This window comes from Arthrobacter sp. UCD-GKA, from assembly GCF_001863355.1.
Classification (GTDB): Bacteria; Actinomycetota; Actinomycetes; order Actinomycetales; family Micrococcaceae; genus Paeniglutamicibacter.
The window spans coordinates 240,799-267,532 of the sequence record NZ_MOLR01000008.1; the positions used below are offsets into that span (position 1 = coordinate 240,799).

26 protein-coding genes and 1 riboswitch are annotated in these 26,734 nt (G+C 66.5%); of the genes, 18 read left to right on the forward strand and 8 right to left on the reverse strand.

The genetic code is table 11. The features are described from left to right. Positions 1 to 121: 121 nt before the first annotated feature. Positions 122 to 925: a DeoR/GlpR family DNA-binding transcription regulator gene (locus tag BLJ79_RS15165; protein WP_071215586.1), complete on the forward strand. Its 804-nt coding sequence runs from the start codon at positions 122 to 124 to the stop codon at positions 923 to 925. Here the strand turns inward: BLJ79_RS15165 and BLJ79_RS15170 are convergent. Beyond that, positions 922 to 1,758 (reverse strand): phosphotransferase family protein, encoded by an 837-nt coding sequence (locus tag BLJ79_RS15170; protein WP_139194894.1) that lies wholly within the window; start codon positions 1,756 to 1,758, stop codon positions 922 to 924. The genes BLJ79_RS15165 and BLJ79_RS15170 overlap by 4 nt on opposite strands. Positions 1,759 to 1,821: 63 nt before the next feature. On the opposite strand from BLJ79_RS15170, the gene BLJ79_RS15175 reads away from it, so the two are divergent. From BLJ79_RS15175 to BLJ79_RS15185, 3 genes are all read left to right on the forward strand, one after another. Further along, positions 1,822 to 2,634, forward strand: coding sequence for a CPBP family intramembrane glutamic endopeptidase (locus BLJ79_RS15175; protein ID WP_083411344.1), 813 nt, complete (start codon positions 1,822 to 1,824; stop codon positions 2,632 to 2,634). 147 nt (positions 2,635 to 2,781) lie between these two features. Next, positions 2,782 to 3,075 (forward strand): hypothetical protein, encoded by a 294-nt coding sequence (locus BLJ79_RS15180; RefSeq protein ID WP_071215587.1) that lies wholly within the window; start codon positions 2,782 to 2,784, stop codon positions 3,073 to 3,075. A gap of 84 nt (positions 3,076 to 3,159) precedes the next feature. Further along, positions 3,160 to 3,450 (forward strand): hypothetical protein, encoded by a 291-nt coding sequence (locus tag BLJ79_RS15185; protein ID WP_071215588.1) that lies wholly within the window; start codon positions 3,160 to 3,162, stop codon positions 3,448 to 3,450. 72 nt (positions 3,451 to 3,522) lie between these two features. Here the strand turns inward: BLJ79_RS15185 and BLJ79_RS15190 are convergent, their stop codons facing one another. After that, positions 3,523 to 4,167, reverse strand: a complete 645-nt coding sequence (locus BLJ79_RS15190) for a VOC family protein (RefSeq protein ID WP_071215589.1) — start codon at positions 4,165 to 4,167, stop codon at positions 3,523 to 3,525. Positions 4,168 to 4,335: 168 nt separating this feature from the next. After that, positions 4,336 to 4,451, forward strand: a riboswitch (SAM riboswitch). A gap of 72 nt (positions 4,452 to 4,523) precedes the next feature. Between BLJ79_RS15190 and BLJ79_RS15195 the strand changes: the two genes are divergently transcribed. Continuing rightward, entirely contained in the window at positions 4,524 to 5,867 is a 1,344-nt protein-coding gene (locus BLJ79_RS15195) for a bifunctional o-acetylhomoserine/o-acetylserine sulfhydrylase (RefSeq protein WP_071215590.1), read from the forward strand. Continuing rightward, the gene (metX, locus tag BLJ79_RS15200; RefSeq protein WP_083411345.1) at positions 5,864 to 7,012 is read left to right on the forward strand and encodes a homoserine O-acetyltransferase MetX; all 1,149 of its coding nucleotides are present in this window, start codon (positions 5,864 to 5,866) and stop codon (positions 7,010 to 7,012) included. Before BLJ79_RS15195 ends, metX begins: the two co-directional genes overlap by 4 nt. A 93-nt stretch (positions 7,013 to 7,105) precedes the next feature. On the opposite strand, the gene BLJ79_RS15205 is transcribed toward metX, so the two are convergent. Beyond that, positions 7,106 to 7,492 (reverse strand): SHOCT domain-containing protein, encoded by a 387-nt coding sequence (locus tag BLJ79_RS15205; protein ID WP_071215591.1) that lies wholly within the window; start codon positions 7,490 to 7,492, stop codon positions 7,106 to 7,108. A 168-nt stretch (positions 7,493 to 7,660) separates the two neighbouring features. Next, positions 7,661 to 8,524 (reverse strand): SGNH/GDSL hydrolase family protein, encoded by an 864-nt coding sequence (locus BLJ79_RS15210; RefSeq protein ID WP_071215592.1) that lies wholly within the window; start codon positions 8,522 to 8,524, stop codon positions 7,661 to 7,663. An 88-nt stretch (positions 8,525 to 8,612) separates the two neighbouring features. Between BLJ79_RS15210 and BLJ79_RS15215 the strand changes: the two genes are divergently transcribed. Then, complete coding sequence (locus tag BLJ79_RS15215; protein WP_071215593.1) at positions 8,613 to 9,269, forward strand: alpha/beta hydrolase; 657 nt, start codon at positions 8,613 to 8,615, stop codon at positions 9,267 to 9,269. Between the two features lie 395 nt (positions 9,270 to 9,664). On the opposite strand, the gene BLJ79_RS15220 is transcribed toward BLJ79_RS15215, so the two are convergent. Further along, positions 9,665 to 9,892 carry an RNA-binding S4 domain-containing protein gene (locus BLJ79_RS15220; RefSeq protein WP_071215594.1) on the reverse strand — a complete coding sequence of 76 codons (228 nt, stop codon included), beginning with the start codon at positions 9,890 to 9,892 and terminating at the stop codon, positions 9,665 to 9,667. Positions 9,893 to 10,036: 144 nt separating this feature from the next. On the opposite strand from BLJ79_RS15220, the gene BLJ79_RS15225 reads away from it, so the two are divergent. From BLJ79_RS15225 to BLJ79_RS15235, 3 genes are all read left to right on the forward strand, one after another. Beyond that, positions 10,037 to 11,017 (forward strand): DMT family transporter, encoded by a 981-nt coding sequence (locus BLJ79_RS15225; RefSeq protein WP_083411347.1) that lies wholly within the window; start codon positions 10,037 to 10,039, stop codon positions 11,015 to 11,017. Further along, positions 11,014 to 12,003, forward strand: coding sequence for a DMT family transporter (locus BLJ79_RS15230; RefSeq protein WP_175475493.1), 990 nt, complete (start codon positions 11,014 to 11,016; stop codon positions 12,001 to 12,003). The genes BLJ79_RS15225 and BLJ79_RS15230 overlap by 4 nt, the downstream gene beginning before the upstream one ends. Positions 12,004 to 12,146: 143 nt before the next feature. After that, positions 12,147 to 12,740 carry a carboxymuconolactone decarboxylase family protein gene (locus BLJ79_RS15235; protein WP_071215595.1) on the forward strand — a complete coding sequence of 198 codons (594 nt, stop codon included), beginning with the start codon at positions 12,147 to 12,149 and terminating at the stop codon, positions 12,738 to 12,740. A 26-nt stretch (positions 12,741 to 12,766) separates the two neighbouring features. On the opposite strand, the gene BLJ79_RS15240 is transcribed toward BLJ79_RS15235, so the two are convergent. Then, positions 12,767 to 15,700 carry a helix-turn-helix transcriptional regulator gene (locus tag BLJ79_RS15240; RefSeq protein WP_139194895.1) on the reverse strand — a complete coding sequence of 978 codons (2,934 nt, stop codon included), beginning with the start codon at positions 15,698 to 15,700 and terminating at the stop codon, positions 12,767 to 12,769. Positions 15,701 to 15,847: 147 nt separating this feature from the next. On the opposite strand from BLJ79_RS15240, the gene BLJ79_RS15245 reads away from it, so the two are divergent. Then, positions 15,848 to 16,102, forward strand: coding sequence for a hypothetical protein (locus BLJ79_RS15245; protein ID WP_071215597.1), 255 nt, complete (start codon positions 15,848 to 15,850; stop codon positions 16,100 to 16,102). Between the two features lie 104 nt (positions 16,103 to 16,206). On the opposite strand, the gene BLJ79_RS15250 is transcribed toward BLJ79_RS15245, so the two are convergent. Then, complete coding sequence (locus BLJ79_RS15250) at positions 16,207 to 19,101, reverse strand: helix-turn-helix transcriptional regulator (protein ID WP_175475494.1); 2,895 nt, start codon at positions 19,099 to 19,101, stop codon at positions 16,207 to 16,209. 191 nt (positions 19,102 to 19,292) lie between these two features. On the opposite strand from BLJ79_RS15250, the gene BLJ79_RS15255 reads away from it, so the two are divergent. From BLJ79_RS15255 to BLJ79_RS15285, 7 genes are all read left to right on the forward strand, one after another. Further along, entirely contained in the window at positions 19,293 to 19,607 is a 315-nt protein-coding gene (locus tag BLJ79_RS15255) for a hypothetical protein (protein WP_071215599.1), read from the forward strand. Between the two features lie 457 nt (positions 19,608 to 20,064). Next, positions 20,065 to 20,685: a nucleotidyltransferase domain-containing protein gene (locus BLJ79_RS15260; protein ID WP_071215600.1), complete on the forward strand. Its 621-nt coding sequence runs from the start codon at positions 20,065 to 20,067 to the stop codon at positions 20,683 to 20,685. Beyond that, a complete protein-coding gene (locus BLJ79_RS15265) occupies positions 20,682 to 21,071 on the forward strand; it encodes a hypothetical protein (RefSeq protein ID WP_071215601.1) in 390 nt (129 codons plus the stop codon). The genes BLJ79_RS15260 and BLJ79_RS15265 overlap by 4 nt, the downstream gene beginning before the upstream one ends. A 154-nt stretch (positions 21,072 to 21,225) precedes the next feature. Beyond that, on the forward strand, positions 21,226 to 22,611 hold the full coding sequence (locus tag BLJ79_RS15270) for a glycine--tRNA ligase (RefSeq protein ID WP_071215602.1): 1,386 nt from the start codon (positions 21,226 to 21,228) through the stop codon (positions 22,609 to 22,611). Positions 22,612 to 22,615: 4 nt separating this feature from the next. Next, positions 22,616 to 23,533 carry a GNAT family N-acetyltransferase gene (locus BLJ79_RS15275; RefSeq protein WP_071215603.1) on the forward strand — a complete coding sequence of 306 codons (918 nt, stop codon included), beginning with the start codon at positions 22,616 to 22,618 and terminating at the stop codon, positions 23,531 to 23,533. Between the two features lie 172 nt (positions 23,534 to 23,705). Then, complete coding sequence (locus BLJ79_RS15280; RefSeq protein ID WP_139194896.1) at positions 23,706 to 24,140, forward strand: GntR family transcriptional regulator; 435 nt, start codon at positions 23,706 to 23,708, stop codon at positions 24,138 to 24,140. Positions 24,141 to 24,269: 129 nt separating this feature from the next. After that, positions 24,270 to 25,514, forward strand: a complete 1,245-nt coding sequence (locus BLJ79_RS15285) for a hypothetical protein (protein WP_139194897.1) — start codon at positions 24,270 to 24,272, stop codon at positions 25,512 to 25,514. A 70-nt stretch (positions 25,515 to 25,584) separates the two neighbouring features. Here BLJ79_RS15285 and BLJ79_RS15290 read toward each other — a convergent pair whose 3' ends face one another. Beyond that, positions 25,585 to 26,604 (reverse strand): LLM class flavin-dependent oxidoreductase, encoded by a 1,020-nt coding sequence (locus BLJ79_RS15290; RefSeq protein WP_071215606.1) that lies wholly within the window; start codon positions 26,602 to 26,604, stop codon positions 25,585 to 25,587. Positions 26,605 to 26,734 lie beyond the last annotated feature (130 nt).

Here is a 26,734-nt window from a genome sequence, read left to right on the forward strand (position 1 = left end):
CGGTGGTGACATGGCTTTGCATCGCCCCGGCGGAACCGGGCCATGGGGACCGAAGGCCCGGGATCCGCAAGGGGGCCGGATACGGCCCCAACCAGACACATGACGACAGACGGGTGCAAGGGTGAAACGCGAAGAACGCCTCAACACCATCCTCGAACTGCTTTCGCGGTTCGGGAAGATCGAGGTCGATGAGATCGTGCGCAGGCTCGCGGTCTCCCCGGCCACCGCGCGCCGGGACCTGGACTCGCTGGCAGCATCCTCGCTGCTCTCGCGCACCCACGGGGGAGCGGTGTCCAACACCGTGGCCTACGACCTGCCGGCGCGCTACCAGAAGGAAGACGCCGCGGTGCAGAAGCACGCCATCGCGGTGCTCGCAGCCTCCCTGGTCACCCGTGACATGGTCGTGGGACTGTCCGGGGGCACCACCTCGAGCGCCATCGCCACGCAGCTGGGGATGCGCCGGGACCTGGTCGACGACTCCGGGCGCACCACCTTCACCGTGGTGACCAATGCCGTGAACATCGCCTCGATGCTGGCGGTGCGCACACACGTGAAGGTCATGGTCACCGGGGGAGTGCTCAACCCCAGGTCCTACGAGCTGGTGGGCCCCTTTGCCGAACAGACCCTGGAGAAGGTCACCCTCGACGTGGCCTTCGTGGGCATCAACGGGCTGGAGGCGCACATCGGCCCGACGGTCTCGGACGAGTTCGAGGCATCCATCAACGACCTGATGATCCGCCGGGCCCGGCGCAGCTACCTGGTCTGCGACTCCTCGAAAATCGGGCACAGCGCCTTCGCCACGCTGACCCGTTCGACCTTCAGCGCGCTGATCACCGACGGAGGGATCACCGAGGAGCAGAAGCGCGATTTGGTGGAAGCGGGCATCCCGGTCATCGTTGCCGACCCGGGGGCCGGCGGCCTTTAGCCGGTGGCCGCGGCGGCCAGCAGGCGCGGCCCGATCTTTTCCACCAGCGCGGCCAGATCCCGTGCGGGATCCAGCGACGCGTCGTACACGCTTTCCAGGGCCATGGCGCCCAGCCAAACCCGGGCGCGCCACGCCGCATCCGGGCCCGGTGCGATGGCGTCGATGGCATCCGCGCCGTGCCACATGGACAGGTAGGCGGTGTTCAGCGCCGGATCCCAGGCGGAGGCCAGGTCCCAGTCGATGATTCCGCGCAGCGTACCCTCGCTCCAGCGCATGTTGTGCCCGGCCAGATCCCCGTGGACCAGCGAGGCGGGCACCAAGGCAAAATCCCCGATGGTGTCCAGGACCCGCCGGGCGGCCCCGGCCAGATCGGCGGGCAGCGCCGCCAGCGCCGCGTCGGCCTTCTGCCCGGTCCATGGTCCGCGGAAGGAGAACGGCGGCGCCAGCAGGTGGGCGATCGGCCCGAGGTCCACGGCGGCAAGTTCCTCCAGCACCGCGCGCAGCGCGGCCGGGTCGCCGGTGTGCGGCGGATGCGCGGCGCCCGGGACATAGCGCTGGACGACGGCGGAGAATCCCACGCCGTCCCACACCTCGCTCATGGCGGTSGGCAGCAGGAAGCTGAACCGGCCCGAGAGCGCCTCGATGAGGTCCACGCATCGTTGCATCTCCCGGGCGGCGCCGGGTGTGCGGCTCATGCGCATCACCGCCTCCCCGGGGGCCACCAGCACCAGGTGGAACTGTCCTCCCTCGTCGACGTGCCCGGACTTCCAATCCGGACCCGGGAACAGGGCGTTGGCCAGCTCGTATTCACGGGGCAGCGCTTCTCTACTCATCCTTCCATCCTTGCAGGTCAGCGGGTATGTGGGTACACAGGCCCAGCACGTAGGATCGAAGGCATGAGCCCAAAAGCGTCGGAGAACACCGCATCCAGCGAGTCCCTGGGGCGCACCGGCCCCGAGCCCGTAACCCGCCGCGGGCTGAAGATCGAGTTGCTGATTGTCCTGGGGCTGTCCCTGGGGCAATCGGGCATCTACTCGATCGTGAACCTCATCGACAAGATGACCCGGGCACCGCTGGGCTCGCAGACCACCTCGTTGAACAACTCGCTGAACCAGCGCCAGTACTTCGACTTGACCTACCAGTTGCTGGATATCTTTTTTGCCCTGGTGCCGGTGATGCTGGTCTTCTACCTGCTCTGGAGGATTCCGGGAGGCAATCCCTTTGCCCGGCTCGGCTTCGATGCGGCCAGGCCGTTGCGCGACCTGGGGTGGGGAGCCGGGTTGTTTCTGGCCATGGGGCTCGGAACCCTGGGCGTCTATGCTGCCGGCCGGGCCCTGGGGCTGACCACCATCATCGTGCCGGCGGCGCTGGACGACTACTGGTGGACGGTTCCGGTGCTGGTCTTCTCCGCGATCCGCCACGGCATCCTGGAAGAAGTCATTGTCGTCGGATACCTCTTTGAGCGCTTGGGGCGCCTGGGCTGGGGCAAGTGGCAGATCATCTGTGCCAGTGCCGTGCTGCGCGGTAGCTACCACCTGTACCAGGGGATCGGCCCATTCATCGGCAACGTCGCCATGGGAGTTGTTTTTGGCTGGGTGTATTCCAGGAAGGGAAGGGTCATGCCCCTGGTGATCGCCCACGCCTTGCTGGACATCGCAGGGTTCGTCGGTTACGCGTTGCTCGGCCCGGCCATTGGGCTGGGCACGTAAACCACGGTTTGATGACGTTTGATGCAAAGGCTTGAGTTCCTGGGCAACCCCATTAGGCTCGGGGGAAGCCGGCAACCGCGCCCATGGCGCGCTTTCCGGCCGGACGCCCGGCGGCAGGAGCCCGGCGCATCGAGCAAGGAGCCGGACATGCCCAATCCCATGAGCGCGAAGACGGTGTTCCGGCTGGGATTGCTCCTGGGGATCGTCGGGGTGCTCTTCTACGTCGTCCTGACGCCGCTGCTGGGCTGGGCGATCACCCGGTTCAGCTTCTACAACGCCGCAATCACGATGCTCGGAGGGCTTTTCTCGCTGCTTCAGCAAGGCACGTTCTTTGGTGGCCTGTTCCTGATGGCGGGATCCTTCGTGGTGCGCTCCGCCGAGGAAGCCGTGGCCGGGGTGCGTGGTGGCGGAACCCCAAGGCCAGGGTCCTGCGATGGCTGATTTCCCGCCCCGGACACCGGCACCGAGGGAAGATCCCCGCACGCACGACGGCCCCCACGCCGACCTTGGAAAGGCGGGAGACACATGCCCGGGCCCCTGAGCTCCCAGGCCATGTTCCGGCTGGGACTTGTGATGCTCGTGGCGGGCGCGGCCTACGCCCTGATGGGAGACCCGATCGCCAGCTGGTACTACGGCTCGATGTTGCCGGGCGCAGTGATTGTCCGCGCGCTGACCACATGCCTTCAACTGGCGTTGTTCTTGGGAGGCCTGTTCCTGGCCGCCGGATCGGTCGCTGCCAAGCACTTCGAGATCCTGAAGGACGAACTGCTCAATGCCGCCGAAGGCAACGCATCCGGTGGCGGGACCAACCAGTAACGAAGCAAGGCGGGGGCCGGCCGGTTGAACCGGCCGGCCCCCGCCTTGGCGGAGAGTCCTGCGACTGCGTGGTTAAAGGGTGATTGAACCCTTTGGCGTTTCAAAGGTCACCGAGAGGATTCCCGGTGTCCCGTTGGGAGCCTGCCAATCGACAGCGACCTCGCCGACGGGCAGCTGCTCGGGCTGTCCGAGCCAGTCGGCAACGCGTTCGCTGGAACCGGCAATGCTGATCGAGGAGATCTTGCCAACCGGTTCCAGGGCCTTTGACGGATGCAGGTCCTCGGTTCCGTCATCCCAGCGCAAAAGGTAGGGAACCTGCGGATCGGCGATCAAGCCATTGATGCCGATCTGGCGCCAGGTCAGTTCCTGTCCATCGGGGAATTTCCGGTTGCCCGGAACCGAACCCCGGCCTAGGCGCTCTTCCGCCGGGGCCAGGTCGTCAACCGCAACGCACCAGCCCATCCATCCGCCACCAAGTTCGGATCGGGCGCGAACGGCCTGGCCAAACGGCGCCTTGTCCGACGACGGGTGGTTCAGGACTTCAACAACTTCCAGGTACTGGCCATTCTTCAGCGGGAAGATGACATTGCGCGTACCAAAACGTGGGTGTACACCGCCCTTTACAGATTCGAGTCCAAGGGCCTCGCCGATCCGAGCGGCAGTAGCCGCGAGGCCGTCGGGTCCACAAGCGTAAGTTACATGGTCCAACCTCATCATGTGCCTATCATGGCACTTTGTGATCTGGCTCTCGACTTAGGATCGCCTAACTTGCATCTTGGCTGTCCGTTCGGGGTACGCGCAGGAGCGCTGTGCAGTCCAACCGGTTTGTCACAATTTGAGACGTGGTTGCGGACTTGCGGCGCCGTGGGTCAGACTTATTGCCAAGGTCATGAGTTTCAGCAGAAGGCCCCGGCTTGCTGAACGGCAACCCTCCACCGCGGTGGGGTGCCCCGGGTGAAGACCAGGCCCCGCGTCAAAAAGACGTGGGACAAGCGCGGGAATGCCCCAGCACACCAACGACTCCATCACGGAGCCGGCCATGGGCATACCCCTGAATCCTTGAAGGGGAAGAAATGTCTAACGACTGGTCCTTTGAAACACGCCAGATCCACGCAGGGCAGGAGCCCGACGCCACGACCGGCGCACGTGCACTGCCGATCTACCAGACCACCGCCTTCGTGTTCCCGAGCGCCGAGACCGCCGCGGCACGTTTCGCCCTGGGCGACCTGGGGCCCATCTACACGCGCATCGGCAACCCCACCCAGGACGCCGTCGAACAGCGCATCGCCAGCCTCGAAGGCGGCGTGGGTGCGCTGCTGCTGGCCTCGGGCCAGGCGGCAACCACCTTCGCGATCCTGAACCTGGCCGAGGCCGGCGACCACATCGTGGCCAGCCCCAGCCTCTACGGCGGAACCCAGAACCTGTTCAAGCACTCGCTGCGCAAGCTCGGCATCGAGGTCACGTTCGTCTCGGAACCCGATGACCTCGAGGGCTGGAAGGCCGCCGTCAAGCCAAACACCAAGGCCTTCTTCGGCGAAGTGGTTTCCAACCCCCGCCAGGACGTGCTCGACATTGAAGCGGTCTCCGCGATTGCCCACGAGGCAGGCGTCCCGCTGATCGTCGACAACACCCTGTCCACCCCGTACCTGATCCGCCCCATCGAATGGGGAGCGGACATCGTCGTGCACTCGGCGACCAAGTACCTCGGCGGGCACGGCACCGCGATGGCCGGAGTCATCGTGGACTCGGGCAACTTCGACTTTGCCGCCGACCCGGAAAAGTTCCCGGGCTTCAACACCCCCGACGAGTCCTACAACGGCCTGGTGTACGCCCGGGACCTGGGTGTCAACGGAGCCTTGGGTGCGAACCTTGCCTACGTGCTCAAGGCCCGCGTGCAGCTGCTGCGCGACCTTGGCTCGGCCGTTGCCCCCTTCAACGCCTTCCTCATCGCCCAGGGGCTCGAGACCCTCTCGCTGCGCATCGAGCGACATGTCTCCAACGCCGTGGAAGTGGCCCAGTGGCTCGAGGCCCAGCCGCAGGTGGAACGCGTCATCTATGCCGGCATCCCCTCCAGCCCGTGGTTCGAGCGCGGACGCAAGTACGGCCCCAAGGGAACCGGCGCCATCGTCTCCTTCGAGATCTCCGGCGGCCGCGAGGCCGGCCAGGGCTTTGTCGACGCGTTGAAGCTGCACTCCCACGTCGCCAACCTGGGGGATGTGCGCTCGCTGGTGGTCCACCCGGCCTCCACCACGCACTCCCAGCTCACCGAGGCCGAGCAGGTCGCCGCGGGTGTTTCCCCGGGCCTGGTCCGGTTGAGCGTGGGCATCGAAAACATTGCAGACATCATCGCCGACCTGCGCGGGGGCTTCGAGGCCGTGGCCTCGCTGGGCGATGTTGAGCTGCAGGCCGCCCGGTGAGCGTGGAGACCAACGTGGTGCTCTATGACGCAGAAACCGCCGCGGCGCCGGACCGCGTGTCCGACGGCATCCTCCGGCATCTGCACACCGGTCCCTACACCTTCGAAACCGGTGCAACGCTTCCGCAGATCGTGCTGGGTTACGAAACCTGGGGCACGCTGAACGCCGAGGCGACCAACGCCGTCTACATCGCCCATGCGCTGACCGGAGACAGCCACGTGGCCCGCGGCGCATCGACCGAACCCGGTTGGTGGGACGGTTTCGTGGGCCCGGGCAAGACGGTGGACACCAACCGCTACTTCGTCGTGGCGGCCAACATGGTCGGCGGCTGCTCCGGTTCCACCGGTCCGGCCAGCCTCGACCCGGAGGGCGTGCCGTGGGGATCCCGCTTCCCCTTCACCACGATCAAGGATTCGGTGCGCCTGGAGGTGCGGCTCGCCGATGCCCTGGGCATCAAGGCCTGGCATACCGTGCTGGGCGGTTCGATGGGCGGGGCGCGTGCCCTGGAGTGGGCCGTGGAGTTCCCCGAACGGGTGAAGAACTGCGTGGTGGTGGCTGCCGCCGCCGAATCCTCGGCCGAGCAGATCGCCTTTGCGCAGGCGCAGTCCGCGGCCATCAGGTTGGACCCGGACTTTGCCGGGGGCGACTACTATGCCAATGAGCGCGTTCCGTCGGCAGGCCTGGGCATCGCACGGCGCATTGCCCACATCACCTACCGCACGGCAGCCGAACTGGATGTCCGGTTCGGCCGTGCCCCGCAGGGGTCCGAGCAGCCGGTGGCCGGCGCCGGCCTGGATCGGGGCCGATACCAGGTTGAGAGCTACCTGGACCACCAGGCCGACAAGCTGGTGGGCCGCTTCGACGCCAACAGCTACCTGGTGCTGACCGAGGCCTTGATGAGCCACGATGTCGGCCGCGGGCATGGATCGCTCCGGGATGCCCTGGGGCGGCTCGAAGAAGTGAATTTCCTGGTGGGTGCCGTCGACTCGGACCGCCTCTACTGGCCCGAGCAGTCCGAGCTTCTGGCCAGGATGCTGCCGAACCCGTGCGAGGTCAAGTACATCACCTCGCCGATCGGCCACGACGGATTCCTGACCGACATCGAGCAGCTCAGCGAGCCGCTCAAGCGGGAGATTTTCAGCTGACGCAACCTCGCCCGCACATCCGCGGTGGGGGCAGGCGGCCCGGGGCTCGAAGAGGTGAAACCTTCTTCGGGCCCCGGGCCGCCTTTCTTGCCTTCAGTCCTCGGTCAGGATCTTCATCCGCGCCCGTTGGTGCTCCTCGGGCGTGATCACCCGGCGGGCCAGCAGGTCCTCGAGCTCGGCCAGGCGCTGTTCGCGGCTTTGCCTGGGTGCCAGCATCTGCGACTTCGCGGCGCGGACCGCCAGTTCGGTTTGCAGGGTGAAGGGATCGAGGCCCGCGTTCTTGCTGGCCTTGTAGTTCCGGACGGCCACGAAGACGATGAATCCGATCACCGCCACAAAGGCGACCGCGAAGAGCACGCCGAAAACGCCGAATCCAACCACAAGGTCGTCGAAGGGGTTTGAATTGCCAAAGGGGTCGGGTTGCACCATGCCAAAGTCGACAATTTCCTGCCCGTCCAGGGACTCCTCGGTGAAGTTCATGTGTCAACCGTTCTCTTGGGGCCGGCCCGCGGGGTCGGCGGACATTCTTCGCTTTGCACCAGTAGATCACGGGGCAGGGATCTGAGGCCCTCAGGCCGGGAAACGTTTTCCTACCGTGACCTCACCTTTGATGGTTGCCTGCCGTTCTGCTGTCGATCCTTCGGGCCCCTAGATCGCCGGGCCGTTTCCCAGCGAGTTGTTGGGCGGCGGCATGGTGAATGTCGTGGCCAGCGGGCGCTTGGCCGAGATTCCATCGCCCGAGGACTGGTGCCGGATACGGCGCAGGACCCAGGGGGCCAGGTGCGTGCGTGCCCAGATGAAGTCGTCGCGCCGGGCTTCGCGCCAGTTCTTGACCTCGATCTCGCCCGGCTCGAGGTGCTTCAGGTCGTGTGGCACGTTCAGCGCGTCCAGGGCCATGGCCGCAATCGTGTGGTGGCCCAAGGGGGAGAAGTGCAGGCGGTCATCGGCCCACATCCGCGTTTCGTGCAATTCGCGAAGCGACCACAGGTCGGCGACCACCGCGTCGTAGCGGGCGGCGATGGTGCGGACGTTTTCGTTGTAGATCGCGACCTTGCCCCGAATACCCCCGAGCATCGGGGTGTCACGGATGTCCGGTCCGGTGAAGAGCAGGATGGTGGCGTTCGAGGTGGCCAGGATGCGCATCAAGGCATCGAGCTTGTCGGCAATGGCATCCGGGTCCCCGCCGGGCCGGATGACGTCGTTGCCGCCGGCGCAGAGGCTGATGAGATCGGGCTTGAGCTCGAGAGCCGGGCCGGCCTGTTCGTCAAAGATCTGGTTGATGAGACGGCCTCGGATGGCCAGGTTGGCGTAGGCAAAGTCGTCAATGCCGTGGCTGAGCTGTTCGGCCACGCGGTCCGCCCAGCCGCGGTACCCGCCGGGGCTCTGTGGGTCGGCATCGCCGATGCCCTCCGTGAAGGAATCGCCCAGGGCCACGAAGCGTCGCCAGGGATGAAGGGCGGAGCCGGGTGCGGTTGTTTCCGTCGAAGGGGTCTTACTGATGTTGTTCACCATTTATTCCTACCAAAGAATACGTAAGTTACCAAGGCGTAGGTTTATTCCGGATTCCCCCGGGAAGGCGGATTTCTGCTTGACTGGTCGGGTGAGTGAAACAAGTTGGAACCCCACTGTCATTTGGTCCCGCCCGGAAGCCGAACGTGCCGGCACCCCGCTTTTGGTGCTTCTGCACGGTTACCTGTCCAATGAAGAAGACCTGATGGGCCTGGCTCCCATGCTGCCCGAGGAGTTCACCGTGGTATCGGTGAGGGCGCCCCAGGCCTTGGGCCCCGGGTACACCTGGTTCCCGCTGATGCAGGACCTCGACTACTCGTTCGACGCCGTCAAGAAGGCCATCGCCGACCTGTGGGAATGGCTCGAACCTGTTTCCAAGCAGCACTCCTCGGTGAGCCTGCTGGGCTTCTCCATGGGCATGGCCGTGGCCACCTCCCTGCTGCGCCACCAGCCCCAGGCGTTTTCCACGGTCATTGGCCTGTCGGGATTCGCCGTGCCGGAGGAGGGTGAAGGCTTCTTCCAGGACGAGGTCCTCAAGGGCATGAAGAAACCGGTGTTCTGGGGACGCGACCAGGCCGACCCGGTCATCACCCAGGACAAGATCGAATACACCCACGCCTGGGCAACCACCGACGTGCACGTCACCAAGGTTCTCTATGCGAACATGCTCCACTCGGTCAATGCGCAGGAAATGGCGCACGTCCATGAATTCCTCAGCCACGTCGTGCTCAAGGGTGCCTCGATCTAGCGCTTCCGGCGCCCGTCGGGCTGAAGACGTAAACAAAACCTCCTGCTTGCCGTGAACCATTGGTGCAAGCAGGAGGTTTTTGTGCTCGGCCCACGCCGAGGACAGCGCCCTCGATTGACCGATTGCCGTGCTGCCGTTCATCGGTTTCGCGTCCGGGGCAACTCGCTGGTGCGTCCGCTGGAACGCATGGGGGCCGTTGGGCCGCGGCCAGGGCAGGCAATGTACCCGAGCCCGCCGCACCGGTGTGCGCCGGGCGCACCACCGGAACCCGGGTGAACTCGGGCAAGGGTCTGGTCGCCGGGACATCGGCCGCCGGCATGGGCCCGGAAGAAGTGCAGGGGCCGGTGACGGTCAGCCGGTAGGGCCGACGGCCGCCGCCGGTTCGATGCGAGGTGTTAGGCCGTCTCGACAGTGATGGATTCGCCGTTGACGCTCACGGTGTCGCCGTTGCGGATCTGGGCGCCGCGGCGGGTTTCGATCTCGCCGTTGACCTTCACCAGGCCGTCTTCGATCATCTGCTTGGCGTGGAATCCGTCTTCGGCGAACGAGGCAAGCTTCAACAGCTGGCCCAGTCGGATCGATTCGTCGCGGATTTGGAGGTGGAATGCTTCGGATTTTGCCATGTATCCATCATGGCGCATGCGAGTCCATGACCTTGCACCCAAAAGGGGCCAAGGGCCCGCATTGTGCTGTGAACGACAAAATGCCCAGTCCCGACGCGCTTGCCAGTAAGTTTCAGTTGTAGGAAAAACGTCCCGAGGAGAACCGTGGCCCGACCCGAATCACACACGCACGCAGTCCCGCTCGGGCTGGCGGGTGCCGCGGGCCTGTTGATGCCCCTGCAGGCCTTGATCACCTCAAGTGCGGCCGGCTACCTGGGCGGCTACTTCGCCGCGGCGATGCTCAGTTCACTCACGTCCCTGGTCTGCCTGGTGGTGGCCAGCCTCGCGCTGCCCGGAGCACGGGCAGGCTGGCGGCGGTTCGGGACGGTATGGCGCGATCGCCCGGTCCCGCGCTGGTTCCTGCTGGCGGGACTGGTGGGGGCCTACTACATGGTTGCCCAGGCCGTCAGCGTGAACAACATCGGTTTGGCGCTCTTCGCCGTCGCGGTGGTCGGCGCCCGGACGTTGACCAGCATCGTCATCGACATGATCGGTTTCAGCCCGGCGGGAAAGCAACCCATCACCCGGATACGCATCCTGGGCGCTGCACTGTTGGTGATCGGTGCCGTGATTGCCTCCTGGGGGACGGCTGCAAGCATTTCCGAATCGCCCTTGGCGTGGATCTCCCTGGTGGTCGCCCTCGGCGCCGGGATCCTGGTGAGCTTCCAGCAATCAATGAACGGCCGTGCCGGCAAGGCGTACGGGTCGACCACCACGGCCACGGCACTGAACTACCTTGCCTCCACCGCGGGCCTGCTTGTGGCCATGGTGACCCTGGCGGTACTTGACATCGAATCCTTCGGTTTCCAGATCGTGCCGCTGTGGTGGATGTACTTCGCCGGGCCCCTGGGAATCCTGTTTGTGGTCACCGGGGTAACCTTGGTGCCGAGGCTCGGGGCCCTGGTGCTTGGAATCGGGCTGGTCACGGGCCAGCTGGTGGGCTCCCTGGCGATGGACCTCTTGATCGCTCCCGAGAAAGTGGGAGGCAACGAAATCGTGGGAACCATCGTGACACTGCTCGCCGTCCTGGTCGCCTCCTGGCAACCCAACGGCAGGCCGCGATTGAGGACAGGAAAGGCCACATGAATCCACCAGCAACAGCCACCCGGACCAACCAGCATTCGCTGATGCCCCTGTACCTGGCGACGGCGGTGTTTGCCGGGCTCGCGATGCCGATCCAGAGCCGCATCAACGGAGCCCTGGGCGCCAAGCTCGGGGACCCTGTGGCCGCCTCGCTGGTCAGCTTCACCACCGGGCTCATCCTGTTGGTGGTCGCCTCCCTGGTTCTGCCGGGGCCACGGGCCGGGGCGCTGGCCATTCCGCGGGCCCTGCGGGAAAAGCGCTTCCCGCTCTGGTACCTGGCCGCCGGATGCGTCGGCGCGTTCGTGGTGATTTCCCAGACGCTCACCGTGCCGCTGGTCGGTGTCGCATTGTTCACGGTCTCCATCGTCACGGGCCAGACCCTGGGCTCCCTGCTGGTCGACAGCCTGGGCTTCGGGCCCGGGGGACGCCGGCGCATCAGCACCATCCGGGCGCTGGGTGCCATGTTGACCATTGCCGGGGTCATCTGGGCGGTCAGCCCGCGGATGGGGTCGGCCGGGGCCATCGCCACGTTGCTGGTGCCCATGGCCGTGCCCCTGGTGGTGGGCTTCCTCATGGGTTTCCAGGCCGCCATGAACGGCGTGCAGGCGCAGGCCTACGGAACGCCGGTGGCGGCGACACTGGTGAACTTCGTGGTCGGCGGGATCCTGCTGGCCATCCTGTTGCTGGTGCGCCTGCCGATCACGGGCCCCCCGGCGGCACTGCCGGCCGAGTGGTGGTACTACCTCGGTGGTCCGCTGGGCTGCGTGTTCATCGGGCTTTCGGCGTTCCTGGTCAAGCACCTCGGGGTTCTTTTGACCGGGCTGGGAATGATCTGCGGGCAGCTTCTCGGTTCCCTGCTGATCGATGTGTTGGTGCCGGCCCCCGGCACCGTCATCGATGCCGCGACCATCGCCGGGACGCTGCTCACCCTGGCAGCGGTGTCGCTGGCCTCGATCCCCGGCAGCACGTTCCGGCGCCTGCGCAAATAGCGGCGCGGCAGGCTTCCTCGCACGGAGGCAGCCGCCGCACCCTCGCGGGGAAGATGGGGCATCTTCCCCATGCGCCAAGGTGTCCGGCGCTTCTACGCTTTGGATGGAACAGGAACATCCGAAGGACCAAGGAGCAGGACGCCATGGGCATTCTCCAGACCACGAGCGAGGCCGAAGCCGTCGGCGCAACCGCCGCAGCCTACGCCGCGGACCGCGCCGCGCTCGGCTACGTCCCGAGCCACACCAGGGTCCTGGCCCTGAACCCCGAGGCCTTCGAGGCGTGGAAGGCCCTGCAGTCCTCGATCGCCAAATCCATGGGCATGCGCCGCTACGAATTGGTGACCCTGGCCGCGGCGCTGGGCATCGGGTCCCGGCATTGCCGGCTGGCCCACGGGAACAAGGCCCTGAAATACATCGACGAGCAGGAACTGCTGGGAATCGCCAGGGACTACCGTTCCGCCGGCCTGGCCGAGGCAGAGGTCGCGATGATGGATTACGCCGTGAAGCTCAGCGGCGACTCGGCCGCCATGGGCGAGTCGGACAGCCGGCGATTGCGCGACTTCGGCTTCACCGACCGGGAGATCGTTGACATCACGCTCGCGGCGGCGGCCAGAAACTACCTCAGCCGGATCCTGCAGGCACTGGCCGTGGACATCGATGTGCCCCCGCTTCTCAGCGACGACATGCGCGGCGCCCTGCTGGACCCGATCGAGGCCCTGAGGACCTCAGCCGGCTGACAGCCCCCCGCGGTGGCGCCGGTTGGTCAGCGCGGTCCGTCCGGGGAGGAACGTCCCGTGCCGTGGCGGGTTGCCAGGCGAGCCAGGTCCAGGCGGTTGGCGGCGCCGGTCTTGCGCAGCATGTTTGAGATGTGCGAACTGACGGTCTTTTCGCTGATGACCAGGGACCGGGCGATTTCCCCATAGGTGCGCCCGGCCACGACGTAGCCGAGGATCTCCCGTTCACGCACCGTCAGCCCCGGCAAATCAAAGGATCCGCCCGATGCCTGCCCGATGCCCGGCAGGTAGGTGGCGATCCTGGCCCGGGCCGCGATCTCCAGCAGCGAATCCTGGATGGGACGTGCGTGAAGCTCCATGACCAGGGCGAGGCCGCGGCGAAGGAATGTAGCGGCCCGCCCATGGCCGGAGTGGCCGTGAAGCAGCAGCGCCTGCACCGCCCGCCAGCAGCAATAGGCCTCCTCCCAGCGCAGGGAACCCGATTGGCAGGCATCGGCGGCGGCGGTCCACTGCGCCGGGTTTCCGGCCTCCGATCGGGCGCGCCCGGTCTCCGCCCGGTAGAGCGACTCGAAGGCGTCGACCTGCACCGAGTAGTACGGGGTGTCGTTGCCCGATTCCCGCAACACGGAGGGGAACCGTGCCACCAGCTCGTCGGTGGACGCCAGCATGCCGGCCGTGCCGCCGCCTTCGTCGCGGGCGCCCTGGACCATGTCCGCCAGGGCGCGGGCCGCCAGCGGCACCAGCCACTCGCACATGGTCGGGGGCTGGCCCTCCTTGCCGGCCCCGGCCATGGCCGCGAGGTAGGCCGCCGCGGGGTCGCCCTCTGCCAGCAGCACCTCCGCGCGGACCGCGTCGAAGTCGAGGTTGTTGTACCCGGACTTGTGCGCGAACAATTCCTCGGCCCGGGCCAGGTGCGCCCGGGCCTCGTCCTGGCTGCCCTGCAGGGCAGCCAGGCGGGCGGCCGTCAGGCGGGCGGCGACATCGCCCAACGGGCCCGGATCCGCGCCCAGGGCCACGCGCAGCGCCTGCCCGCATTCGCGCCAGCGGCCGATCGAAAGATAGCTGCTGGCCTCGTCGGCGGCCATCTTCGACAGGTACACGTGCGGGGCGCCGAGCAGCGCCAGTTGTTGCCTGCCCGAGCGCATCAGGTCGGCAAACACCTGGCTGGTCCAGGTCTCGGTTGCGTTGGCTTGCCAGGTCGTGGCGTGGAGCAAGGCCCAGAAATCCCGGGCCCGCGCGGCCGCCCTGGCCCCCTGGGCGGCCAGCAAGCGTGCCTCGTCGGGACGTTCCCCGAGCAGCGCGGCCATGGAATTGGCCGTCAGGGCGTAGGACAGGGCCCGCGGGTTTCCCGCCTCCCGGGCCACCTCCAGCGCCAGTGCTGCCTGCCTCGGTGCATCGGGATCGTCCTTCCACAGGCGCACATGGGCGAGCTCGGCCAAGGCATAGGCATATTGCCAGCTCTCGGGGAAGGCCTGTGCCAACTGGACAGCCTGCAGCAAGGCCTCGACCGAGAGGAATTCGAGCCCCGAGGAAAAACGAAGCAAGGCACGCCGCACCATCAACTCGGCGACGTCCAGTGGCCGCTTGGCGGGGTCCAGCTCCGCCAACAGGGCCTCCAACGCACCGAGTTCATCATCCATGGCCCCGGATGCCTCGGCAGCGGTGCGCAACCGATGCAGCAGTTCCTCGCGGCTTTCATCGACCTGCGGCAGCTCTCCGTGCAGGGCCAGCGCCCGATGCAGCAGGCGCAGGATCTCGTTTGACCCGCCGGCCGATCCCGCGGCCGCGGCTGCCCGCAGCGTCCAGCGGTAGGCCTCGCCGGCGTTCCCGGCATCGAAGTGGTGTTGGGCCAGGGCCGCCATGAATTCGAAGTCCGGGGCGGTTCCCTGGGCCAGCAGCCGTGCCCCGTACGCGGCGAACAGCGCGTGCCAGTCCCGGCGCTGCCCGCTTTCCAGGCCCTGTTCCAGGACCTCCGAGATCAACGGATGGTGGAACCACCAATGCGTCCCGTCCGGCCAGCGCTCGGTGATCCCGGCCTCCGTCGTTTCCCGCAGGATGGCCGCGGCGTCGTGCCGTGTCCCGGCCTGCTGCGACAGGCCGGCCAGGTCCTGGGCTCGGATGGGCCGCCCGCCCACCGCCATGAGCTGGGTCAGCTGCCGCGCGCCAACGGACATGCCGCGCCAGGACCGCAGCACGGCGGACTGGAGGTCCTCGGGCAGCGTCCGGGGCAGGTGCCGCGCCTCGGGGCGTAGGCCGCTGACCATGAGCCGGTTGAGGTAGGCGTTGCCGGCGGTGCGTGAAAAGACCTCCTGCACCAGCGACTGGTGCGGCGCGGAACCCATGGCCTGGGCAATCTGGGCCCCGGTCGAGGTGCGGTCCAACGGCTCCAGCGCCACCCAGGAGATCCGCGGCATGCGCCGGATGTCGGCCAGCCAGCGCTGCAGCGGGTGCAGTTCCCCCAGTTCGCCGCTGCGCAGCGTGGCGAGGATCGCCAGGCGCCGGCCCGCGGGCCCGGCGATGAGGTACATCAGCGCATCCAGGGTGCCCTGGTCCGCCCACTGCAGGTCATCTACGACCAAGACCACCGGCCGTACCAGGCACAGCTCGGTCAACCAGTCATCGATTGCGACAACCACGTCGTTGGCCGCCCAGCCTCCTGGACCGAGACCGGGGGTCGGGATCCCCTCGAGAACCGGGCCACGCCGGAGGGCCGAGCGCAGCGGCAGGAACGGGACGGTCAACGAGGCCAGCGGCAGCGCGGCCCCGGCCAGGATCCACATCTCGGAGGATACCGCCGCGCAGGCATGCTGCACGAGAGCGGTTTTCCCGACACCGGGATCCCCGGAAACCACCAGGGTGCAGGCCGCACCGGATATCGCCGCCTCCAAGGACGCGCCGATGTCGTCGAGCTCCGTCGCCCTCCCCACTAGTTCCGGGCCCATCACCCCAAGTTCCAGTGCCACAAATCCAGTTTGCCACCATCGGGCCCCGAGGGAACCGTAATCTCAGGGGTTTGACCGGTTTTTTAAGGGGCCGTTCCCGATGCCCCCGAGTGGGTCCAGCGAGCAAGGTTGAGGTATCGGAATCACTGCACACGAAAGGCAAGTCCCATGTATTCCGCACGCAAGACAACACGGATCGCCGGCCTGGTCTTCGCCTCGCTGGCAGTGGCCCTCGCTGCTTCCTCCCCGGCCTATGCCAGGCTGGATCCCGGAGGACCAATCGTCGATGAACAAACCACGGTCAGCACCGTCACCACGGACACCTCGGCGTGTTCGCTGACACGGATCGGAATGCAACTGGTCCACTGCGACAGCCTGACCGGGGCCGGCGTCCAGGCCCCGTCCTGGGTCCCCGAGCGCTAGGCATCAACGACACCGGCTTGCCGGCCGGGCTTCGGCCCGGCCGGCAAACCCATGTCGGATCCGAGGCCCGCGTGGACCGCGGTGTCCTGCCGCCGGTGGCCGGCTCAGGGCCTGCCGTGCCCGGGCGCCCGGGCGGTTGCCTGGCCAGTGACAAGCCGGGAGAGTTCCTTGCGGTTTGCCGTGCCCGTTTTGCGCAGCATGCTCGACACGTGCGTGCTGACGGTCTTCTCGCTGATGTCCAATGCCCGGGCGATCTGGGCGTAGGTGGCACCGGAGACCACATGGCCAAGCAGCTGCCGTTCGCGCACGGTCAGGCCCGGCCATTGCACCGGGCCACCCGCAGGGGATCCCCGGACCGGTCCGAGCGTGGCGATCCTGGCCTGGGCGGCAATTTCCTTCAGCGCGGTGAGGAGCGGAAGCGCCTTGAGCTCCCGGGCCAGCTCGAGTCCGCGGCGAAGGATTTCGGTGGCCATGGAGCGGTCGGTGCGGGCAGGCACCAGCAGGGCCTCCACGGCCCGCCAACAGGCATAGGCTTCCTCCCAGCGCAGCGAGGTGTCCCGGAATGCATCGGCGGCCAGTACCCATTCCTCCGGGGTCCCGGGGCCGGAACGGGCACGGCCGATCTCGGCCCGATACAGCAGCGTGAAGGCCTCGAGCTGCCGGGTGTACAGCTCGGATTCGAAGGCCTCGTGCGGCAGCCGGGGAAAACGCCGCAGCAGGTCCTCAACGAGCGCCAACAGCCCATCGGTGGGCCGGTCCTCGTCCGTGGCCCGCTGGATCAGGTCGGCCAGCGCGCGGGCGGCCAGCGGCAGCGTCCATTCGTTCATGTTCCGGCCCATGCGTTCGGGGTTGGCATTGCGCATGGCGGCCTCATAGGCCGCGCCGGGATTGCCCGCCGCCAGGTGGACCTCGGCACTGACGGGATCAAAGGGAAGATTCATGAACTCGGACTTCTGCGCCGAGATTTCCTCGGCACGGGCCAGGTGCGCTTCCGCCTCGTGTTGCCGGCCCTGCCACAGGCCCAGCCGGGCGGCCGTCAGCCTGACCCCGGCATCTCCCATGATCCCGGGGTCCGAACCCAGGGCCACGCGAAGCGCCGTGCCGCATTCCCTCCACCGGCCGATGGCCATGTAGCTGCTGGCCATGTATCCGGAGATCGTGGCGATGTACACGTGCGGGGCCCCCAACCCGGCCAGGGTCTGGCGCCCCGCCTCGAGGCAATCGATATAGGGCCGGCTGTCCCAGGCCTCCGTGGCGCTTGCCTGCCACATGATGGCGCTGAACAAGGCCCAGAAATCCCGGGCGGGCGCTGCCGCCTCCACCGCCAGTCCCGAGAGCTCGCGGCACCGGGCCAGGTCCCCGGTGGCTATGGCGGCCATGGCGTTGGCGCTCAGGGCCGATGACAGGGTCCGGGAATTGCCCGGCCGCCGGGCGGCGGCCAGTGCCTCGGATGCATGGGCGGCACCGCGGGGTTCGTTGTTCCACAACTCGGCAGCGGCAAGCCCGGCCAGGGCCAGTGCATATTGCCAGCTGTCCGCATCCGCACCGGCCAGTTCGACGGCGCGCTGCATCCGGGTACGTGCCAGGAACTCCCGGCCGGTGGTGAAGCGCAGCTCGGCATCCCGCACCAGCAACTCGGCCAGCTCGAGCGGCCGCTGGCCGGGGTCGGTCTCCGCGGTCAAGGTCTCGATGGCTTCCAGCTCGTCTTCCATGGCCCCCGCGTTTGCCGCGGCGGCGCGCAAGGACTTGAGCAGCGCTTCACGTTCCTGCGGGTCGTGGCCGAGGCTTCCCTGGAGCTCCAAGGCGCGGCGCAGCAGGCGCACTTCACCGCCCATTCCGCCGGTTTCGGTGGCGGCCGCTGCGGCGCGCAGGGTCCATGCGAAGGCATCGGCGGTGTTCCCGGCAGCATCATGGTGGTGGGCCAAGGCGGCCAGGGTCTCGAAATCCGCGGGGGACCCGCGATCCAGCCGCCTGGCCTCGTGTGCCGCGAAAGCCGCGTGCAACCGCCGTCGATGTCCGTTCTCGAGCCGTTGTTCGAGGACCTCGGCGATGAGCGGATGGTGGAACCACCACAGGCTTCCGCCGGGTTCGCGGTCGGTGATTCCCGCGGCCGCCGCCTCGTCCAAGAGCGCCGGTGCCTCGCCGAGTGCCGCTGGTTGCTGTACCAGCTCATCCAGGTCCTCGGCGCGCATCGGATGCCCGCCGACGGCCATCACCTCGGTGAGCTCGCGCGCCTGGGGCGAAAGCGAATGCCAGGATCGCAGGACCGCCGCTCTCAGGTTCGCCGGCAGGCGTGGGGGCAGGTGCCGCGCGTCCGCCGGCAGACCGGAAACCATCAGCCGGTTCAGGTAGGGGTTCCCGGCCGTGTGCGAAAAAACCTCGCTGATCAAGGACCGGTGCGGTTCCGCACCCAGCGCCTGGGCCAACTGGGCCCCCGTCGCCGCGTAGTCAAGTGGCCCCAGCGGCAGCCAGGAAACACGTGGCATGCTTCGGACATCCGCCAGCCAGCGCTGCAACGGGTGCTCGCCGCCGACCGCGCCGGTGCGCACCGTGGCGAGGATGGACAGGGGCCTGTCGCGGGGCCCCGCGATGAGATACCTCAGGGTGTCGAGGGTGGCCTCGTCGGCCCAATGCAGGTCATCGATCACCAGCACGACCGGTCGCGACCGGCTGACCACCGACAGCCAATTGTCGATGGCCGCGATGGAATCATTTGTTGCCTGGCCGCCGGCTCCGAATACGAGCCGTGGGAAACCCTCCCGGAGACGGGCGCCGCGGAATGCTGTGCGCAGGGGGAGGAAGGGGAGGTTTACCGACGCCAAGGGCAGGGACTCGCCCACCAGAACCAAGGCCGATGGATCCGCTTTGGCGCAGGCCTGCCTGACCAATGCGGTCTTTCCAACGCCCGGGTCCCCGGAAACCACCAGGGTGTCCGCCATATGGGCGACGGCGCTGTGCAGCGTGTCGCCAATGAGATCCAGTTCCAAGGAGCGACCCACGAGTTCCGGACCGCTCCATTCACGATCGGGGGCCATGTGGACAAGTGTCGCACCTGAGGACCCCTCAGACGAGAGCGCCTGGAATCTGAGGGGGGTGGCCTCCTGATCTGGGGGTCAGGTTCCGATGCGGCCGCAATGTGCCCGGGAGCAGGCTTGGAGGATCACGTCAAAGGCGACCAGGAGGCAAAATCATGAATTTCTCGGATCATGCGACGCGGATTGCGGGAGTCGTGGGATCTGCGTTGATGCTGGCCCTGATGGTTCCTTCCCCTGGAATGGCGGATGAGGAAAAGGGGCTGGAAATGCCGGTGGTAGTCGAGACAAATCCTGCCGAACACAATTGCATAAGCCAACGGATTGAACAGCGGTTTCTCCAGTGCGGTGCCACCAGTGCCACGGGGACGGTGGCCGGGTTCTCGGTGGTGGTCCCGGTATACGGAGATTGTTATCCGGTGCCGACGATTCATCCCGGTCAGGGTGGACCGACGCTGCTGATCCGAAAGTGATGCCGGGCATCTAGACGAACCTTGTGTGTGGGGGGACTTGGCCCAGGTGGTTCGCCAAAGTCCACTGAGAGAATCGTCGGCGGGGGAGCATGCGATCCCAGCAATCCGGGGCGGATAGCTCCTTTCGGCTATGCCCGCACGGGTCGCTGCCTTCTCGCTTGGCGTGAGAAGCGGGGAATGGGTGATCTTCGAAAACGCCCAGCGACGATCGGCGTAAGAGCGCAGGCGGGGAACGGCCAGGATACTTGGCGCCCGCCGCCCGTGGACGCTGGCCAATTCTCCCTGGTAGGAGAACGATCTCTTGGGAACTTCCGCGCAGGTGCGGTTACCGGCAACGATCTCATCTCATGAACTGACTGAAGTTAGGTGCAACCTAAGTGCAAGTGCAGTATTCTTAACATAGATGCAGTATTGTGCACCTTGGGATTCTAGCTACTTCGTTGACAGGACCAGCCAGATGCGACTTCAGAACCCGTTGTCAGTCGTGACTCCAACGCTCGAGGCCGGGATCTTGCATGTCTTGGCGAGAGCCGACGCATCGTTTACGGTTCCCAAGATCCAAGGCCTCATGCCAGATGCTGGATCCTTGAATGGATTGCGCCAGGCCATTGCCAGGCTTGTGCAGCAGGGAATCGTTTTGGAGGAGCGTCACGGAAACGCTTTCGTGTATGAACTGAACCGTGAACATCTGAATGCAGGGCCCATTATTGAGATGGCTCAGACGAAGCGACGGCTTGTCGCCGGCATGAAGCAGCTGGTCCAGTCTTGGTACGTCGAACCGTTGGTCGTGACGATGTTCGGGTCCGCCGCACGCGACGAGATGACACTCGACAGCGACATCGACTTGTTCGTGGTCCTTCCCGACGACGCCGGTGATGTCCTGGCCAACGAAGACTTGAACAGATTCTCTGAGACGGTATCGAAATGGACCGGCAACGATACCCGGCTGCTGGTGTATCAGGAATCGGAAATCACCCCTGCCCCGGTCTTCGATTCAATCATGCGTGAGGGGATCCACATTGCCGGCGAGCGGGCATGGCTTGAGCGCCGGCTGAGAACCTCGAAGGTGGTCTCGTGAAGACTGTTCCTGCCGGCGCCGGAGTTCGTCGAGGGCGCTTGGCGAAAGCGGTTCAGTTTCGCAAGGTGGCAACGGATGCACTTGAACTTGCAGACGAAGCCAAGGACGTGGCTGACGCTGTCGTCACGCTTTGCGTCCATGCCGGCATTGCGGCCGCAGACGCGATCTGTGCTTTCTCACTAGGGGAGCATGCAAAGGGTGATGACCATCGCGAAGCTGTCAAGTTGCTGGCCACCGTCGATGGCGAAGCAGCACAACATCTGGGGCGACTGCTGAAAATGAAGACCAAGGCCGGCTACGGGCACGACCCCGTCTCCGGCGACAACCTCAAGCAGGCCCAGCGATGCATGAACCTCCTGCTCGACGCCGCAATCGGGCAGATCTGAGACCGCACTCTCGAGGCGGCGGAAGGGTGCGACGCATCATGCTCCGGGGCCGGGGCGGAAACTCGGACTTCACATGGCAAACGCGTTAGGCTTGGCGAGTATGTTTTCGCCCAACGGACCGCAACCAGCGGCCTCGTGAACCATTGGAGTTGTTATGGCGCCTCAGTCCAAGCTCGATCAAGTCATCTCCCTCGCCAAACGGCGCGGCTTCGTCTTCCAGGCCGGTGAAATCTACGGTGGCTCCCGCTCGGCATGGGACTACGGACCCCTGGGCACCGAGCTCAAGGAAAACATCAAGCGCGAATGGTGGCAGACCTTCGTCCGCGGGCGCGAGGACATGGTGGGACTGGATTCCTCCATCATCCTGCCCAAGGCCGTCTGGGAGGCCTCCGGGCACGTGGAGACCTTCACCGACCCGCTGGTCGAGTGCACCTCCTGCCACAAGCGGCACCGCGCGGACCACCTCCTCGAGGCCTTCGAGGCCAAGAAGAAGCGCAAGCCGGTCGACGGCATGAGCGAAATCGCCTGCCCCGACTGCGGCACCAAGGGCCAGTTCACCGAACCGCAGATGTTCTCCGGGTTGATGAAGACCTTCCTGGGCCCGGTCGACACCGCCGCCGGCATGGCCTACATGCGCCCGGAAACCGCCCAGGGCATCTTCGTGAACTTCAACAACGTGCTCACCGCGTCCCGCAAGAAGCCGCCGTTCGGCATCGGCCAGATCGGCAAGGCCTTCCGCAACGAGATCACCCCGGGCAACTTCATCTTCCGCACCCGCGAGTTCGAGCAGATGGAAATCGAGTTCTTCACCGCACCCGAGGACGCCCCGGCGTTCTTCGACAAGTGGGTCGAGGACTGCTGGGCCTGGTTCCTGGACCTGGGCATCAACGAGGAAAACCTGCGCCGCTTCGACGTCCCGGACGGCGAGCGTGCCCACTACTCCGAGGCCACCATCGACTTCGAGTACCGCTTCGGCTTCCAGGGCTCGGAGTGGGGCGAGCTCATGGGCGTCGCCAACCGCACCGACTACGACCTGTCCAGCCACTCCAAGGCCTCGGGCACCGAGCTGTCCTACTTCAACCAGGCCACCGGCGAGCGTTTCACCCCGTACGTGATCGAGCCGTCCTTCGGCCTGACCCGTTCGATGATGGCCTTCCTGGTCGACGCCTACGTCGAGGACGAAGCCCCGAACGCCAAGGGCGGGGTGGACAAGCGCACCGTGCTCAAGCTCGATCCGCGCCTGGCCCCGGTCAAGGCCGCGGTGCTGCCGCTCTCGCGCAACGAGGACCTGTCCCCGAAGGCCAAGGCGCTGGCCGCCGAGCTGCGGAAGTCCTGGAACATCGACTTCGACGACGCCGGCGCCATTGGCCGCCGCTACCGCCGCCAGGACGAGATCGGCACGCCGTTCTGCATCACCGTGGACTTCGACACCCTCGAGGACCAGGCCGTGACCATCCGCGACCGCGACACCATGACCCAGGAACGCGTGGCATTGGACAAGGTGCGCACCTACCTGTCCGAGCGCCTCAACGGAGCCTAGGGCCATGTCGACACTCGAGTACCGGCCCTGGGCGGACGGGGACGATCTGGCGCTGCTGGAGATCTTCGGCGACCCGGCTTCCCCGCACGCCCACCAGGACCGCACGATGTTCCGCAAGGATTCGGATGCGCCCTTCAGCCGCGCGCTGGTGGCCACCGACCAGGGCATCGCGGTGGCCGCGGGCGTGGTGTTCGCCTCGACGCTGCATCCGCAGCGGCTGTGGCTGTATGTGGAGGTTGCGCGGGAGCACCGCCGCACCGGGGTGGGCACCGAGCTGGTGGCGCGCCTTCGCGCGTTGGTCCCGGCCGGGCACAGCACCGAGCTGAAGGCCCGCTACACCGTGACCGCGGGAACCGATGCGGCAGCCGCAGCCGGGTTCTGCGCGTCGCTGGGCATGAAGCAGATCCAGGTGGCCCGCGACGTGGTTGTCGAGCCCGGCGGCCTGGCGCTGCCGCACTTCGACGACGACGGGCTGACCCTGGAGGACATCGGAACCGGCAGCGTCGAGCTCACCAAGCTGGTGATCGGGTTCTACAACTCGATCCACGCGTGGGATCCGGCGAACATGACCCTGGGCAGCGCGCAGAAGATGCTGCTCGATGACGCCACCGGCGCCCAGGGCGTGATCGTGTTCCGCGACAAGCCCAAGGCCCAGGGCGGGAAGATCCTGTCCTTTGCCATCAGCTACACCCCGGCGCGCGCCGATGCGCCCGCCGACGTGCTGCTGGGCTGGAACCCGGAACTCGGCCAGGACGAATCGGCCGAGCCGATCCGCGGGATGCTGGCCATGCTGGCCCACCAGTACCCGGTGAAGCTGGAGGTCGACGGCTCGATGGTCGTGCTCTCCTCGCTGATCGACATCCTGGTCGCGGCCAAGCACGCCACGGTCACCGCCACCACGCACATCGTGGCGACCGCGTAGGTCTTGCCTGCAACGCCGATGGCGTCGGATGCTTCCCCTGCTGGGGGAGTGTTCGGCGCCGTTGGCGTTTTCGGGTGGATAACGTTGGCACACCATCTTGTATCACTCTATTGACACAAGATGCTGGCGGTGTTTGTATTATTGCACTGGTACAAGTTGGGGAAGGGGAAACATGAACGCATCAATCGCGTCCGACGGATCTCCCCGCCCGCCCGCGCCGCCGACACCGGAAGCATTGGGCGCCGGTTCGATCACCGTGGACCCGGCGCATCCGTCGGGTCCCGCCGAACAGGTCCGCAGCCAGCTCGCTGCACTGATCCAGGGCGGTGTGCTGGCGGCCAATGCCAAGCTGCCCACCGTGCGCCAGCTCGCTGGGGACCTGCGTCTGGCCGCAGGCACCGTGGCCAAGGCCTACAGGGAACTGGAAGCAGCCGGGCTGGTCCGCACCGGCCGCGCCGCAGGAACCCGGGTCAACCCGGGCCAGGGCCTGGCCGCACCGGCACGCGCCGAAGCCCTGGTCTTCGCCAGGGCGGCACGCGCCGCGGGCCTGAGCCTTGACCAGGCACAGGCGTTGCTTGCCGTGGGGTGGGACCGCGCGGCAAGCTGAGAGATCACTTCGTCCCCGCCACCACCTGCCGGCGTCCGCACGCCAGGTGCCGGGGACCTCGAGGGCACGTCGAGGGGCTGCGGATGACGGACCCCGGCAGGGGTCTCCCGGCTCAAGGTGGGATGAACGATGGATATTCCGACAAGTACGATCCTGATATTGATTGCAGCGACAATCCTCGTGGCGGCCCTGGTGTGGGTGGTCGCCCGCTCGGTGCCGCGCACCCGTGGCATACTCAAGGCGGAAACCGCGCGGCTGGATTCGCCAACCCGGAGATCCGCCGCCACGCTGCTGGCCGGATGGGGCACCGCTGCCGGTTGGGCGCTGGGTGCGGGGATTGCGGTTTACCTGGCGTCGCGGGTGGCCGCCGGTATCTGGCTCAGGGCGCGGAACGATGCGGATCTTGGGCCATACAACGAAGCAACCGAGGAAAACCACCAAGGTTTCATGGCCTGCCAAAGGTTGCCAGAGACAAGCCCCGGGGCCACGGAGACCGAAGTTCAACACTGCATGGATGCACTGGGTGAGGCACCCATCGGCCCGCCGGAAGTTAATGAGGCGTGGCCAATACTGATCGGATGGATTTCGCCCATGGCCGCCGCGCTTCTCGCCCTGGCCCTGTTGGCACTGCTATTGGCCCGCCGCCGTTCTTCCGCCGCCGGGGAGCCCGCGGTTCATTCTGCGGCACTACGCCCGCGGGGCATCATGAGCTTTGGTCCGCGCTGGGCCCTGGCCATCCCCGGGGTCGCGTCCCTCTTGCTTTTTGGATTGCTGGTGGCCACCGGACTGAACTCCAGTCCGGACAACTGGGGCAGATTTACCCAGCTTGTCGTCCCACGCAACGGCTCGGCGGCGAGCCCGAGTGGGGGATACGAGCTGCCGTTGACCCCTGGAACCGAATCGGCATTATTCCCCGGATGGTTCTTCGGAGTCCCGATCATTGTCGCGGCCCTGGCCCTTCTGCTCTCGGCGGGCATCTTGCTGCGTTCGCTGGCCCAGGCCCCCCGTCCAATGGACCCGAGCATTCTGGAGATTGATGACCTGGTGCGTACGCTGAAGGCCAAGTTTGTTGCCGGGGTTTCCGGAGCAGGATTGCTGACCGCGCTGGGGTCGATGGGAATCCATACAGGCGGCGCCATGCTGACCTTGGCGGGGGATGTGCGTCAGGTTGAAGGGCAAGCTGAGTTCTTCTATCACGACAGCATGCTCAGCGGTGTTTATCTTGCCGTTGCTGGCTTGCTGTTCTGGGTGCTGGCGATCCTGATGCTGGTACTGGCCTTCGCTGCCGTGGTTGAACTGGTGGCGGCACGTTCGCTGGCGGTTGCGGTGGCCCTGGACGAGGAACCACAGGGTTCGGCATCCCCAACGCCGTAGCCGGCAGTAGGAACCCGCTGGCCGCCAGCCCCGGAACGGGAGGGCTGGATGCCAACGGCATAAGGGATGGCTAGTTCTTCCAGCCGATTTCGCGGGCGATGTTCGCGATCTCCGTCATCACGTGCGCGTTGTAGTCCACGCCCAGCTGGTTCGGCAGGGCGAAGAGCACGTAGTCGGCCTCGCCGATCGCCTCGTCGGCCATGAACTGGGCCGCGACCTCCTCGGGGGAGCCCGAGTAGGTGGGGCCCGAGCGGGCCACCGAGCCGTCCAGGATCCCCACCGAGTCCCCGCGTTCGCGGCGCCCGAAGTAGATATCGTCCTTGTCGGTGGTGATCGGGAACGCGCTGCGGGTCACCGCGGTCATCCCGCCGGTGGTGTGCCCGCTGGCGGCGTATGCAGCCTTGTACCGGCGCAGCTGGTCGGCCTGCAGCACATGGAAGGGCCGCCCGTCGTCCTCCAGCAGCAAGGTGGAGGAGAGCAGGTTCATGCCCACCCCTCCGGTCCACAGCCCCGAGCCGATGGTCGCCGCTCCCCACCAGATCCTGTTTTCCAGGCCGGGGGAGATGGGGTTGATCGGCAGCAGTTCGTCCTGCTCGTGGTGGTGGTGTCCGCCGGGTTCCGGGTGGGCGATGCCTGCCCCGGAGATCGCCTTGCGGAACAGGGCGGTGCGTTCGCGGGTCTCGTTGGCCCAGCTGTTGCCCGGTTCCAGGTGGTAGCCGAACTGGTGCTGTCCGTCGCGGGCCGGCTCGGGCGAGCCGCGGCTGACGCCCAGCTGCAGCCGGCCGTTGCTGATCGCATCCACGGCACCGGCCTGCTCTGCCATGTATAGGGGATTTTCGTACCTCATGTCGATCACCCCGGTGCCGACCTCGAGCGTCGTGGTTTTCGCCGCCATGGCGGCCAACAGGGGGAATGGCGTGGAGAGCGAATTGCCAAAGTGGTGCACCCGCATCCAGGCTCCGTCGAACCCGGATTCCTCGGCCGCCACGGCCAGGTCCACCATTTGGCGCACAGCGTCGGCGCCGGTGGGCACCGGCGAATTGCTGGAGCCGCCCGAGTGGCCGAAGGTCAAGAAACCGATCTTTTTCACGCTTCACCCTTTTTCATGCAAACGTATCTACTTCGGCTACAGCGGCGGGACGCTCGTGAATATTCCCGATGTGATCCACAAGTCTGCCCCGCGGTGACACGGATTTGCATCTATTTGAGAGAATGGGTTA